Annotated in this window: 10 protein-coding genes; 6 read left to right on the forward strand and 4 right to left on the reverse strand. The window is 58.3% G+C overall.

What is annotated here, in order from left to right:
* Positions 1–165: 165 nt before the first annotated feature.
* On the forward strand, positions 166–3,264 hold the full coding sequence (alaS, locus tag ABEB25_RS05985) for an alanine--tRNA ligase (RefSeq protein ID WP_345735475.1): 3,099 nt from the start codon (positions 166–168) through the stop codon (positions 3,262–3,264).
* 355 nt (positions 3,265–3,619) lie between these two features.
* On the opposite strand, the gene ABEB25_RS05990 is transcribed toward alaS, so the two are convergent.
* Entirely contained in the window at positions 3,620–5,401 is a 1,782-nt protein-coding gene (locus tag ABEB25_RS05990; RefSeq protein ID WP_345735476.1) for an Hsp70 family protein, read from the reverse strand.
* A 99-nt stretch (positions 5,402–5,500) separates the two neighbouring features.
* Between ABEB25_RS05990 and trpD the strand changes: the two genes are divergently transcribed.
* From trpD to ABEB25_RS06005, 3 genes are all read left to right on the forward strand, one after another.
* Positions 5,501–6,538 carry an anthranilate phosphoribosyltransferase gene (gene trpD / locus ABEB25_RS05995; RefSeq protein ID WP_345735477.1) on the forward strand — a complete coding sequence of 346 codons (1,038 nt, stop codon included), beginning with the start codon at positions 5,501–5,503 and terminating at the stop codon, positions 6,536–6,538.
* Between the two features lie 51 nt (positions 6,539–6,589).
* Positions 6,590–8,425: a hypothetical protein gene (locus ABEB25_RS06000; RefSeq protein ID WP_345735478.1), complete on the forward strand. Its 1,836-nt coding sequence runs from the start codon at positions 6,590–6,592 to the stop codon at positions 8,423–8,425.
* Positions 8,426–8,642: 217 nt separating this feature from the next.
* A complete protein-coding gene (locus ABEB25_RS06005) occupies positions 8,643–10,133 on the forward strand; it encodes a PLP-dependent transferase (protein ID WP_345735479.1) in 1,491 nt (496 codons plus the stop codon).
* An 86-nt stretch (positions 10,134–10,219) separates the two neighbouring features.
* Here the strand turns inward: ABEB25_RS06005 and ABEB25_RS06010 are convergent, their stop codons facing one another.
* The 3 genes from ABEB25_RS06010 to ABEB25_RS06020 all read right to left on the reverse strand — a co-directional run bounded on the left by ABEB25_RS06010 (position 10,220) and on the right by ABEB25_RS06020 (position 12,148).
* Entirely contained in the window at positions 10,220–10,612 is a 393-nt protein-coding gene (locus tag ABEB25_RS06010) for an Hsp20/alpha crystallin family protein (protein WP_345735480.1), read from the reverse strand.
* Between the two features lie 81 nt (positions 10,613–10,693).
* Positions 10,694–11,122 (reverse strand): Hsp20/alpha crystallin family protein, encoded by a 429-nt coding sequence (locus ABEB25_RS06015; RefSeq protein WP_345735481.1) that lies wholly within the window; start codon positions 11,120–11,122, stop codon positions 10,694–10,696.
* A 282-nt stretch (positions 11,123–11,404) separates the two neighbouring features.
* The gene (locus tag ABEB25_RS06020; protein WP_345735627.1) at positions 11,405–12,148 is read right to left on the reverse strand and encodes a TerC family protein; all 744 of its coding nucleotides are present in this window, start codon (positions 12,146–12,148) and stop codon (positions 11,405–11,407) included.
* A gap of 157 nt (positions 12,149–12,305) precedes the next feature.
* On the opposite strand from ABEB25_RS06020, the gene ABEB25_RS06025 reads away from it, so the two are divergent.
* Positions 12,306–12,983: a SpoIIE family protein phosphatase gene (locus ABEB25_RS06025; protein ID WP_345735482.1), complete on the forward strand. Its 678-nt coding sequence runs from the start codon at positions 12,306–12,308 to the stop codon at positions 12,981–12,983.
* An 8-nt stretch (positions 12,984–12,991) separates the two neighbouring features.
* The gene (locus ABEB25_RS06030) at positions 12,992–13,348 is read left to right on the forward strand and encodes a hypothetical protein (protein ID WP_345735483.1); all 357 of its coding nucleotides are present in this window, start codon (positions 12,992–12,994) and stop codon (positions 13,346–13,348) included.
* Positions 13,349–13,355 lie beyond the last annotated feature (7 nt).

The following is a 13,355-nucleotide window of genomic DNA, read 5'->3' on the forward strand; positions in this document are numbered from 1 at the left end:
ATTCAAAACCTGGATTTTTTCCCTCTCATTTTAGGGTTTAAGGACTTTTCAGCGCCCTCTTCGCCAACCTCCCAGCGTTTGGATCAAGACCGTGCTTCCCACGCAGCCCCCTTCTTTTCCGTGGTCAAGGCTCAATCCTCCGCCATAGTGCGCGCCCTTTCTGCCATGTCCGCCGTCCCTACCGCCGCCCAGATTCGCCAGACGTTCCTCGACTTTTTCAAGTCCAAGGACCACACCATCGTCCCCAGTGACAACGTGGGCTACACCAGCCGCGACGGCGCACGCATCTTCACCAATGCGGGCATGAACCAGTTCGTTCCCATCTTCCTCGGCGAGCGCAGTGCCGATGTGGATACCTGGCCGGGCGTGCTTTCCAAAGGCCTGCCTACCCGCGCTGCCGACACGCAGAAGTGCATCCGCGCCGGCGGCAAGCACAACGACCTCGAAGACGTGGGCCTGGACACCTACCACCACACCTTCTTTGAAATGCTGGGAAACTGGTCCTTTGGCGACTACTTCAAAAAGGAGGCCATCTCCTGGAGCTGGGAGCTCATCGTCGAGCGTTTCAAATTCCCGCCGAGCCGTGTCTTCGCCACCATCTACCAGCCTAACAAAGAGAAGGGTGATCCGGCGGATCGCGACCAGGAAAGCTGGGACCTGTGGGCCGAAAAATTCCGCGCGGTGGGTCTTGATCCCGAGATCCACATCGTCAACGGCAACAAGAAGGACAACTTCTGGATGATGGCCGATACCGGCCCCTGCGGCCCGTGCACCGAGATCCACATTGACCTCACCCCCGGCCCGATTGAGCTCAGCGAAGAACGTCAGCGCGAAGGTGCCAAACTGGTCAACGGCAGCGACGCGAGCTGCATCGAAATTTGGAACAACGTCTTCATCCAGTACAACGCCAACCCCGACGGCACCTTCACCCCGCTGCCTGCGCAGCACGTGGATACCGGCATGGGCTTTGAGCGCCTGACCTCCATCATCCAGGGCACGAAGAACTTCACGGACTTCGAGACCGCGAAGATCAGCAACTACGACACGGATGTCTTCAAGCCGATCTTTGATGAGCTGACCCGCCTGAGCGGCAAGCACTACCAGAGCACCCTGCCCCTGCCCAATGAACAGGGCCACGTCATCCCCGTGACGGAACAGGAGAAAGTGGACGTGGCCTTCCGCGTCATCGCCGACCACCTGCGCACGCTCAGCTTCTCCATTGCCGACGGCATCCAGCCCGGCAACAGCGACCGCAACTACACCCTCCGCCGCATTCTGCGCCGCGCCGTGAAGTATGGACGCACGCTGGAATTCAAGGAGCCCTTCTTCTACAAACTCGTGGACGTCCTGGCCCTGCACATGGGCGAAGTGTTCCCAGAACTGCGCGCCCGCAAAGACCAGATCAAGGCGGTGCTGAAGGTGGAAGAAGAGAGTTTCAACCGGACCTTAGATAAGGGCGTGATCGAATTCGATTTTTACGCCTATGAAGTAGAGCAAAGAAATCCTCGAATTGGAATTATTGAGGAAAGTTTCCGTAAACTTAAACCTCAAGTCCTCAGGACTGCTGTCTTTGAAGATGCCGAAGTTGATGCGATGAGGTCTATTGCAGACCAGCTTCATAAGGCAGCTCTCGACTTGAAGCTTAATTGCGAGCGAGTCGGAATTCGCGAGGATGATTCTTTAGCTGAATGTGCGATGAGGTTTGCCAATGGCATTCAGCCAGGAAATTTTCAGCATCGTGACAGTGCATCCCCTGAAGAAATGAGCAGGAAACAAGACAAAGTCACTGAATTGGAGCGCCTGATCATGGCTTCCAAATCCTTGCCTGCTCAGGTTAGTGGTGCATTCGCTTTTTTCCTTTACGATACCTGCGGCTTCCCTCTCGATCTCACCGAACTCCTCGCTCGCGAGCGTGGCCTAACTGTTGATACTGAAGGCTTTGAAAAACTCATGACCGAACAGCGCGAGCGCGCCCGTTCCGCCATGAAAAAGAACGTCGTTTCTGTCAGCGAAATCGAAACCAAGGAACCCACCAAGTTCATCGGTTACGACGAACTGGAGACCGAAGCGAAGGTGCTGGAAGTCGTGGCGATGAAGGACAAGACGGCCATCATTCTGGATAGCAGTGTTTGTTATGCCGAGATGGGTGGCCAGATCGGTGACAGTGGCCAGATCATCCTGGGGGCCAATACTTACCCGATCAGCAGCACGACGAAGGTGGGCAATACCTGGCTACATTTCATTGAAGGTGAAGAAGCTCCTGCTGAAGGTGCTCTCGTCCGCCTGGCTGTAGATGGCCCGCGCCGTCACGCCATCGAGCGTCATCACACCGCAACGCATCTTCTTCACTGGGCGCTGCATGAAGTCGTGAACCAGGAGGCAACTCAAAAAGGCTCCAACGTCACGGCTGAGAAGCTGACCTTTGACTTTAACAACGCCGCCCTCACCGCCGGTCAGCTTGCTGACATCGAGAAGCTGGTGAATGAGCGCATCGTGGCGAATGACTCTGTTTCCTGGAACGAGATTCCGTATGCGGAAGCCAAGAACAACACGGGCATCATGCAGCTCTTTGGTGAGAAGTATCCGGAGAATGTCCGCGTGGTGCAGATCGGCGGCAAGCCGCTGGCCCTGGATGGTTACAGCATGGAACTCTGCGGCGGCACCCACACCCGTCACACGGGCGAGATCGGCCTCTTCCGCCTCATCGGCGAAGGTGCCGTGGCTGCTGGCGTGCGCCGCATCGAAGCCATCGCCGGACTGGAAGCCTACCACGCCGCCCGTGCCGATGCCGACCTGCTGAAACTACTGGCTGGCAAAGTCAGCGCCCAGGGCGTGAGCGATCTGGAGAAGAAGATTGACAACCTTTTGGCCCAACAAAAAGAGCTGGAAAAAGCCCTCAAGGCAGCCCAGCAGCGCGAAGCCTCCGGCAAGGCCAAGGAACTCCTCGCCACCGCTGAAAACAACGTCCTCATCGCCAACCTCGGCGATGTGGATGGCGACTACGCGATGGCCGTGAACGATGCCCTCAAAGGCGTCTTCAATGGCGTCATTGTTCTGGCCTCCATTGGCGGCGGCAACGTGACTCTCATGGCCACCGTTTCCAAGGAGCATCAGGCCAAGGTGCAGGCCGGCAAGATCATCCAGACCATTGCCCCGATTGTCGGCGGCAAAGGTGGTGGCAAACCTGACTTCGCCCGTGGCGGCGGCAAGGACGTCTCCAAAGTGGACGCCGCCCTCGCCGAAGCCCGCAAGCTGGTGGGGTAAGCCTCAACCTCCGAGAACCTAAGGTCTTCCTGGACCCTGCGACCCGCGAGCTTTGATCGCAGGCCGCAGGGTTCTTTTCTTTAAAAGTTATGTGAGCAATGCGACTCCAGAAGTCGCAAAGCGTCCCGGAGTGCGGTGGCAAAGAAGCCGGAGCCGTGAGGCTTCGGCGACACCGCTCTCGGGCGGGGTGCGCGCATCCTAACCACCCACCGAACACGAGCGCAGCCACCTTCGAGATCTTCTGGAGTGACTTCACCTCTTCACTGCGCACGAAAGCGGCGTCGCCGAGGCATGGAGTGCCCTCGCCTCTCTGCCGCCGCACTCCGGGACGCTTCGCGAGACTTCGGATACTTCTTTAAATCAAGCCGCGCCGTACCAACGACTCTTCCATCGCCTGTTCAACCAGGCGCACGGCGAGTTCCTGGGTGGCATCATCGAGGGCTTGGTTCGCAGCTTTAAGGGCTTTAGCATCGTGCCCGGGAGCCTCCAGAGCAGTACGGACTTTGGCAGCGGCGGTTTCGATGACGGCGCGTTCCTCAGCCGTGACGGCATCGCCGAACTGTTCCAGAGCGGCGGCCACGGCGGGGAGGAGTTCTTCGGCCTTCAGTCGGGCCTCCGTCCACACACGCTCGTTCATGTCCTCAAAGGCGTATTCCACGCTCTCGGCGATCATCTGCTCGACGCGCTCATCGTCCACATTGACGGCGGTGTTTTGGATCTCCAGTACAGTGTCCGTATTCGTGGCGGTATCGCGGGCCAGCACCTGCAGGATGCCGTTGGCATCAATGGAGAACTGCACCCCCACACGCGCGCTGCCTTTCGGCCCTGGGGGAAAAGGCACCTCCACGCGGCCCAGTTCCCAGTTGTCCTTGGCCAGTTCGCGCTCGCCCTGCAGCACGCGAATCAGCATGTCGGCCTGATTCGCCACGGCATTGGTAAACATCTCCCCGGCCTTGCAGGGAATGGTGCTATTGCGCGGGATGATGATGTTCATCAGGCCGCCGAAGGTCTCGATACCTAACGACAAGGGTGTCACATCCAGCAGCAGCACATTTTTCAAAGAACCGCTCAAAATCCCCGCCTGAATGACCGCGCCTAGGGCCACGGCTTCATCGGGGTTTTGTGAAGTGTTCGGCGCGCGGCCAAAGATTTCCTCCACGTAACGATGCACCAGCGGGATGCGCGTGCTGCCGCCCACCAGGATGACTTCATCCAGCTCTTCCGGTTTCACCCCGGCATCGCTCAAGGCCCGCAGGCAGTGAGCACGAGTGCGCTCGATCAAGGGACGGATGAGCTTTTCAAAAGCCACGCGGGTCAACTCCAGACTGAGGCTGTTCGCTCCATCGAAAAAGGGCAGTTCAATGAGGGTGCTGTCCTCTGCGGACAGTCGTTTTTTGGCCACTTCCGCCGCGACCAAAAGGGATGATAGCCGGGCTCCATCAGGCGGGCTGGAAAGCTTGGCACCTTGCAGCACATGCTCCACCAGCAGGCGGTCGATGTCATCTCCGCCGAGCTGGGTGTCCCCGGCGGTGCTGAGCACCTGGAACACACCCTCGCGCATCTCCAAAACGCTGATGTCAAAGGTGCCGCCACCCAGGTCATACACGGCGATCTTTTTTCGCTCGTCCAATTTGTCCAGGCCATAGGCCAAGGCCGCAGCCGTGGGCTCGCTGACGATGCGCTCCACCGTCAGTCCAGCCAGCTCCCCGGCCTGCTTGGTGGCATTGCGCTGAGCATCGTTAAAATAGGCAGGCACGGTGATCACGGCGCGTGACACAGGCTGCTCCAGCGCCCTTTCGGCGATGGCCTTCAGCCGCCGCAGGATCTCGGCGGAGACTTCCACAGGCGTCACGCCCAATTGACGCAAGTCATAGGGCGGCTGCCAGCCCCCCTCCCCCGCCCGGCGGCCGATGAGGCGCTTCACACTGGTGACGGTGCGCTGCGGGTCCAGGGCACGCTGGCGCAGGGCCGGGGCCCCGACGATGCGTGCGCCCTCGCTGCTGAAATGCACGGCGGAAGGGGTCAGCCGCTGGCCTTCCTCATCCGCTAGCAGAATGGGGAAACCGCTGTCCACCACACCGACGAGGGAATTCGTGGTGCCGAGGTCAATGCCGAGGATGGGGGAGAGGTCAGGCATGTCTTTCCTCCTCATAGCCATGCCTTTAGCCGAAAGACAAGGAATCGTTGCGCGCTGGCGATTGCCAAAAGGGGTCTCCTCTGTCAGCATCCGCGTCCCATGCAGACCTTACTCACTCCCCTCGCCGAAGGCAAAAGCCTGACCGAAGCCCAAGTGCGCGAAGCCGCCGCCTTTCTGGTGGATGCGGAAGAGTCTGCGGAAACCAAGGCCAATTTCCTCCGCACCCTGGCCAAAAAGGGTGAAACCCCGGCTGAAATCGCCGCCTTCGTCCAGGAATTTCTCCGCCTGGCCGTGGACCCGGGCCTGGACCGCGCCAAACTGCCCGGCCCCATGCTGGATGTGGTGGGCACCGGTGGGGACAAGCTGCACCTCTTCAATGTTTCCACCACCGCCATGTTCATCCTGGCCGCGGGCGGCGTGTGCGTGACCAAACATGGCAACCGCGGCGTGACCAGCAAGGCGGGCGGGGCCGATGTGCTGGAGGCCCTGGGCATCCGCATTGACCTGCCGGTGGACCGCGTGGCGCGCGGCATGGAGACCAATGGCCTGGGCTTTTTCTTTGCCCCCCTATACCACCCCGCCTTCAAGGCCGTGGGCGAGGCCCGCAAGATCCTGGCCAGCGAAGGCCAGCGCTCCATCTTCAATCTCCTGGGCCCTTTGCTGAACCCCGCCCGGCCCGATTATCAGCTCCTGGGCGTGTTTGACCCCACCCTCACCCGCTCCTTTGGCGAGATTTTGAGCACCCTGGGGCGCAAAAAAGCGTGGGTCGTCCACGGCACCACTCAGACTGGCGGCGGCATGGACGAACTTTCCACCCTGGGCCATAACCACATCTGCGAGGTGCATGAGGGAAAGGTGACCGACATCACCCTCGATCCCAGCACCCTCGGATTTAGCCCCGGGGCGCTGGAAGAACTGGTGGGCGGTGATGCCGCAGAAAACGCCGCCATCATCGAAGGCATCCTCAGCGCCACCCTCAAAGGCCCCAAACGCGACATCGCCGTGCTGAACGCCGCCGCTGGCTTCGCCATCACCGGCATCACCCCCGACCTCGCCGAAGGCAAAACCCTCGCCGAATCCCTCCTCGACCGCGGCGCCGCCCACGCCAAAATGGTGACCATGCGGGATTGGTGCTGAGATAAGCCTGAGGATTGAACGCAACCAGTCTTCCAGGATACTCATGCAGGCATGATACGCCTATTCTTTCTCGTTTTGGGACTGCTTTCCCCACAGCTCTGGGGGCAGTCGCGAAATGAAGAGCCGAATGCCTCAGCCTCTTTCCATGGTGGAGTAGGTAACCCAATTCCCAATGTGGAACTGCCTAAGCAGGTGGTCGCGGCTGAAGGCGAACTGACGCTCTACGCCGACTTTTCTCAGACGAGTGAAAAAGCCAACCTCCTGTTTCTGGTCAATCGTTCCGAAGCGAGCGTGACTTTCGAGTCCCAGGATGGAGACATTTACATCAAGCTGGAACATGAGCTGCCGGACGGAAGATGGCAACGCGCCCAGGCGCATCAAAGCAGCTGGTGTGGAAACAGTTATGGCGTGCGTGTACTGCCTCCAGGCCAGCATTTTAAACTGTCTGGCTATCGAGCTCAAAAAGGCCATTCAGCCCGCGTCCGCTATGCCTGTTACGGGAGTGTGGAGGTTATTTCGAACACCGGCAAAGGGCTCTATGCACCTGCTGATGTAGAGGCGGCGAACAAGGATGGCATCACGTGGCGCGGAACACCTCAGGAACTCTACCGCCATCTAGACCTGGATACCCTCAATTCAGATCATCCAGATGAAGTGTTCCGCCAGGAACTGGGAATTGCTTCCCTGGAACTGTTAAGGGTTCTGGGAGGACCGGGAACCCAAAGCCCAAAAAGAAAGGCCGAGGAATGGGTAGCACGGCAGTCTGCCAAACAAAGCCTCACCGATGATGAATCCAAAGCCCTGGCCTCAATCAAGGCGGTGCTGGCACGTCCCTGGATGGAGGAAATGGATTGGGAAAGATTGTTGAACCATTGTTTTCAGGCTCTGATCAAACCTCCTTCCGAGCCTTCCATTTTTGGTTCGCCTGAATCCATCCCGCATTTACTTTGGCAGGCCATGGCTGCACTCGCGGAACCCGCCCGGACAGGCTACGCGCTTCCCAAACCCGTTTCTAACGCATCGTTGAAGCCCGTTCTGGAAATGGCCGCCAATCGTCTGATGACAGCTCCTGAGGCAGAGCAGGAGGCGATGCTTCGTATCCTGACCGCACAAGCTCCGCTCGCAGATGAATGTCTGGGGGATGCCATTTTTGAATCCTATCTGGCCAGTTCCAATAAAGCTGTTGTGAGAGCGGGTGCCCAAGCACTCTCCCGACGCTCCCGCTGGCAGAAATTAGTGGAGCAGGCTTGGAAGCTCTCCTCTGACAGTCAAATCATTGTGCTGAATGCTTTGCTCAGAGCTGAAGAGGCCGAAAATCGCCGTGGAATGGATGGCCATGGGGGTCTACGCGATCCGGATCGTGAAACCGATGAAGGTCTTTTTTGGAAGCATTGCCTGCGCACATGTCCCGTGCAGTGTGCTGTAATATGGCAACAACTATCCACACGATCTGCTTACCTTCCTTACCTGCCGTATTTGAAACAGCAGCTACTGCCAGTCATCAAGGCAAAGGCAGATGAGAGAGATCAAAAAACCGATGAGTTTGAGATGAAATCAGATGACTCAATTGGTATCATCCTCAGCCTCCTTGCACCTCCAGCGGATAACTTTAAACTGCTGGAAGAAGGGATAAGCCAAGCGGACTTGATCACTCAGCTAAACCGCCTTTTAAAGCATCCTGGCTATGTCAAACAACGAGGTTTCAACCATTCAGGCGGATCCTCCGTGGAATATGAAAGGCGGCACTTTCTCATTCGTGACGAAGCCAGCCAGGCCTTAAAGCGATTGCAACAATCTGTGCCTGAAAACTTGGTTACGGAACGAATCGTCACACCTACCCAGACTTCTCCCAATGCAGGGCAGCGCGGCAACGATCCTTTTCGTTAAAAAACGCTTCCCGTCGCAGCGTTCACTTCTCTAAGCGCAGCCGCGAAGCCTCCCAAGATCAGGCATGGGTCCACGCCACAATGGTAGCCATGAGTGAGAGTCTCAAATATTCTCAAACTGAGGCCAGAATGTCCTCACTCTTTGGGGCCAACCCACTCAACACCCAGGATTGCAGTTGAGCGCCGCGCCGGGCGGGGTAAAGCTGACATCCCCCGCCATGTCTGACCTTTTGCGCCATCCTCTCTGGGAAGCTGATTCCCTGGGATCTCCCCTGCCCGACAACGACTTCGGTGTCAGCGTCTCGCTGCCGCTGTGGAAGCATGTGGTGGGGTATGAAGAGGGCGACCCGGACATTGTGTCGAAATTCCGCTCCGGCTACCCACGCTTTTGCTGCCCGCCGGCCATCGGCGCGCTGTTTGTGCAGGCGGAAAAGGAGATCGGGCAGGACGGGGAGCGTGCCATCGTTTTTCCGCGTTTGGTTCATGCTCAGAGGTGTCTAGAATTCATCGCTCGTGACGGTTTTTCCGGGCGTGCGGCGGAGTGGCGCGATCAAAAGCTGGGAGTGGCCCTGTTTCCTGCCGAGGCCTATGTGAAAGCGCGCAAGTTCTGGCGCTTTTGTGGCGAGGTGGTGAGCACCCGCCAGGCCGCGCATGTGCTGGGCCAGACGACCAGCAGCACCTCCGCCCAGGCCGGGGCTGCAGCCAGTGCGGCGATCCGCCAACGGTTGGCTGATCTGGCCGGGCAGCAGCCGGAAGACGTCTTTCTTTTCCCCTCGGGTATGGCGGCGAACTATGCGGTGCATCGCATGCTTACCACGCTGCGCCCAGGCTGCCGCACGGTGCAGCTCGACTTTCCCTATGTGGATGTGCTGAAGCTGCAGCAGACCTTTGGCAGCGGGGCTCATTTCCTGCCGCTGATTGAAGAGAGCGAGTATGAGCAACTGCGCATCCTCCTGGCGGGTGAATCTTTGGCCGGACTTTTCTGCGAAGCACCGAGCAACCCCCTGCTGCGCTGCGTGGACCTGCCGCGCCTGCTGGCCATCCGTGCCGAGACGCAGCCGGATGTGCCCATCATTGTGGATGACACCATTTCCACCGTCGTCCATGCCGATGCCTGCCGCGTGGCCGATGTGGTGACTAGCAGCCTAACCAAAAGCTTTTCCGGCGCGGGCGATGTCCTGGCTGGCAGTGTCATCCTGAACCGTGCCTCCCCGCATCATGCCGCCTTTTCCGCCTTCCTGAAGGCACATGCGGACCATGAACTGTGGTTCGAAGACGCCGTGGCGCTGGAGCAAAACTCACGCGATTTTGTCCAGCGTGCCGAAGCCATGAGCCGCAATGCCCTGGCCCTGGCCGAGTATCTGGCCCAGCACCCCAAGGTGGAGCGCGTGTGGCATGCGAAGCAGCAAGGTGGCCCCGGTTATGAATTTGTGCGCCGCGAAGGCGCTGGCTACGGCTGCCTGTTCTCCTTTGTGCTGAAAGATGCCGCCAACACCAGCGCCCGGTTTTACGATGCCCTGCGAGTCTGCAAAGGCCCCAGCCTGGGCACGGACTTCACCCTCGTCTGCCCCTACACCCTGCTGGCTCACTACGAGGAGCTGGACTGGGCCGAAAGCTGCGGCGTGCCCCGCCACCTCATCCGTGTCTCCGCCGGGCTGGAAGACATCGCCGATCTCATCACCCGTTTCGATGAAGCGCTGAACGCCTAACCGAAAGCGCGCCACATGATGCAACACAAAAGCGCAGCACCGAAACCGATGCTGCGCTGTGGGGTTGGGGTTTTAAATGCTCGAGGTTATTGGACTTCGATCCGGCGGGGTTTGGCGGCTTCCTTGAGGGGGAGCTTCAGGGTGAGCACGCCGTTTTCGAGGTTGGCGGTCAGTTTGTCTTCATCCACGGGCGTGTTGAGGCGCAGGCGGAGTTGGTAACCGAGGCCGGAGAGCTCGCGGTGGAGCGTTTTCCAGCCTTCGGGGGTGGCCGACCCGCGCTCGCCACGGATGGAGAGCACATTGTCCTCCAAGTCAATCTTGACGCCGCTCTTGGCGACCCCCGGCAGCTCGACACGGACTTCGTAGGCGTCGGTGTTTCCGATGACGTTGTAGAGGGGTTTTTGTAGGCTTTCGGTCACGCCCACGCTAGGAGTGGTTTGAGTGGCGGTGGAGGCAGGGTTGCAGCAGGTAGCATTCATAAAAAGGTCAGGTCGTTTGTTGAATCGAGGTTGGGTGAAGAAGGGAGGCGGGCGGTGTGCCCGCGCTCCCTGGGGTGAGGGTTAGTTGACTTGGATGAGCTTGGGTTTCCGCTCTTCCTGCTTCGGCAGGGTCACGGTGAGGATGCCATCTTCCATCTTCGCGGCGATAGCATCGGGTCGGACGCTTTCCGGAACGGAGATGGAGCGGCTGAGGCTGTAGGCTTCCTCCTGCCCTTCGGCCTTCGTCTGGCGTTGGGTGGAAACGGTGAGGAGGCGGTCGTGGACCTCGACCTTCACGTCTTCCTTCTTCACGCCGGGAAGTTCAAAACGGGCGTAGTAGTTGTCCTGGTCCTCATAGACATCGGCAGCGAGGCGACCGGCAGCGCCAGGGAGAAATTCACCGAGGAGCTGGCCCACGGCGGGGAAACCAGCAAACGGATGACGCAGCCATTGGTCAAAGTCGGCGACTCGACCGAGATCAAAGGAAGGAGTGTAACGTGCGAGTTTCATAGGTTTGAATGAGTTTGGGTTTGTTGATTGTGTCTGGTTAAGACGGTTAGAGAGTAGTGCATCGTCTGTGCCAAAGTGGAGCATCAGGATTTAATCTGTTGGCAATCAATGGATTGAATGAAATCTATTTTGTAGAGTGGCCATTATTAAAGCCAATTTGGCACTAATATAGAAACCTCCTGTCTCACTCAATGGTCAGAATGACGCAGTGAATAAGCATAAAAAACCCCAGGCCAAATCGGCCCGGGGTTTTTCAAAGAAACGCGGCGGTGAGTGGGGAAATTATTTCCCTGCGGCCAGAGCTGCGGCTTTTTTCTCGGCCTTGCTCTTCATGCGAATGTTCAGGAACTCGACCATGATGGAGAAGGCCATGGCAAAATAGACGTAGCCTTTCTGGAAGTGAACGTGGAAGCCTTCCGCGATCAGCGTGGTGCCGATGAGCAAGAGGAAGGAAAGGGCCAGCACCTTCACGGTCGGGTGTCTGCTGATGAAGTCACTCACCGTGCCGGCGAAGACCATCATGAAGCCGACGGCGATCATCACGGCGATGACCATGACCATGATGTCATCCACCATGCCGACGGCGGTGATGACGGAATCCAGCGAGAAAACGATGTCTAGAATGGCGATCTGGATAAGGATCGAGCTGAGGGCAGCGCGGCCCTTGCTGGCTGTGTGAGCCTCTTCGTGGGCCCCTTCGATCTTGTGGTGAATCTCCTTCGTGCTTTTCCACAGCAGGAACAAGCCGCCTAGGATGAGGATGAGGTCTTTGCCCGAAATCTGATGGCTGAAAACGGCAAAGAGCGGGTTTTTGAGCTGCATGACCCAGGTGATGGAGAGCAGCAGCAAAATGCGGGTGATCATCGCAAAGGCGAGGCCCAGGAAGCGTGCGCGGGCGCGCTCGGCCATGGGCAGCTTATCTACCAAGATGGAAATGAAGACGATGTTATCAATCCCCAGGACGATCTCCATCACCGTGAGGGTGGCGAGCGCGATCCATGCCTCCGGGCTGGAGACCCAAGACATGTCAAAGACATTGGCGGCGAGGAGAGGGAGGAGATCCATAGGTAGTGAGAGGTGGGCCGATGCTAGCGCATCTTGTGCCAACGGCAACGCGGGACACACAGATTCCAGACAAAGGCCGAATGTGTAATGACCAGCGAGTTCGCAACCGGGATGTTTTTTGGATTTACCGAAGGTCGTGAATGGGATGAATATCTGGCCAATGCGACATCACACCCACACTGAAGCAGGCGGCGACGAGGAGAATGAGGATTTCCTTCTCATGCGCCCGCACCCCCAGGATAACTCAGTATGGATCGCCTGCATCGCCGACGGGCAGGGAGGTCGCTTCAATGGGGCCGTCGCAGCTCAGACGGCCTGCACCTCTTATTATGAGCAAGCGGCGCGTCTTTCCAGCCGCGACTTGTTCCATGAAAAGACCCAACAAGACCTCTTCCATCAAGTGGATCAAGCGGTCGCTTTGACGGAAGGTTTCACCACTTTCATTGCGGTGGTCTTCGATCACAGTTCCCTCATCGGGGGTTCGTCGGGAGATTCAAAAGTGTATGCGACGACTCGCCTAGGCAGCATGGAGGAGCTGACCATCCAACAGCGGAAAAATCCACCCGTAGGCAGTGCTGAGGCAGTTTTTGAAATCTTCACGCGGCCTTTGTTTCCGAAGCTTCGACTTTTAATGGTCACGGACGGCGTGTGGAAATATGCAGGTCACGAGAACGTCAAAAACGCTCTCGAAGCAGACGCCTTTTCTGAGGTGGCTTCTGTTTTAAGGGCGGCCACCTTGACCCGATGCGGAACGACTTTGCCGGATGACTTTTCGCTGATCGGAATCGAGCTATAGAGAGACCTATGACCGCTGCTGTTTGTCTGGAATGTGGACGCATGAAAACGGGTGCCTGGAAGGCCTGTCCGGGGTGTCGGCATGTGCCTGAAGGTTTGGAGGATCGGGCGCGGCATCTCATCACGACGGATCATTACTTGAAGCCAGACACGCTGGAGGCGATTTCGCGGGAGATCCAGGCAGGGCAAAAGCCGCAGTTTGTGGACGAGCAAGTGCGCGCGGTGATGGAGCAGTTGGAGCAGATTGACAATGATCCGCGTGAAAAGCGGCGCCTACAACGGGTGAAGCTTCAGGTTCGTCTGGTTTTGATCGCTCTCGGTGCGCTCATCCTGGCCGGGATTTGGCTGTGGGTAAACCGAGGCTGAGGGGCAT

The organism is Prosthecobacter algae (genome assembly GCF_039542385.1).
Classification (GTDB): Bacteria; Verrucomicrobiota; Verrucomicrobiia; order Verrucomicrobiales; family Verrucomicrobiaceae; genus Prosthecobacter; species Prosthecobacter algae.

Excerpts from the sequence above, each read along its gene's own strand:
- alaS (WP_345735475.1), top strand. The coding sequence starts at position 166 with ATGTCCGCCGTCCCTACCGCCGCCCAGATTCGCCAGACGTTCCTCGAC.
- ABEB25_RS05990 (WP_345735476.1), bottom strand. The coding sequence starts at position 5,401 with ATGCCTGACCTCTCCCCCATCCTCGGCATTGACCTCGGCACCACGAAT.
- trpD (WP_345735477.1), top strand. The coding sequence starts at position 5,501 with ATGCAGACCTTACTCACTCCCCTCGCCGAAGGCAAAAGCCTGACCGAA.
- ABEB25_RS06000 (WP_345735478.1), top strand. The coding sequence starts at position 6,590 with ATGATACGCCTATTCTTTCTCGTTTTGGGACTGCTTTCCCCACAGCTC.
- ABEB25_RS06005 (WP_345735479.1), top strand. The coding sequence starts at position 8,643 with ATGTCTGACCTTTTGCGCCATCCTCTCTGGGAAGCTGATTCCCTGGGA.
- ABEB25_RS06010 (WP_345735480.1), bottom strand. The coding sequence starts at position 10,612 with ATGAATGCTACCTGCTGCAACCCTGCCTCCACCGCCACTCAAACCACT.
- ABEB25_RS06015 (WP_345735481.1), bottom strand. The coding sequence starts at position 11,122 with ATGAAACTCGCACGTTACACTCCTTCCTTTGATCTCGGTCGAGTCGCC.
- ABEB25_RS06020 (WP_345735627.1), bottom strand. The coding sequence starts at position 12,148 with ATGTCTTGGGTCTCCAGCCCGGAGGCATGGATCGCGCTCGCCACCCTC.
- ABEB25_RS06030 (WP_345735483.1), top strand. The coding sequence starts at position 12,992 with ATGACCGCTGCTGTTTGTCTGGAATGTGGACGCATGAAAACGGGTGCC.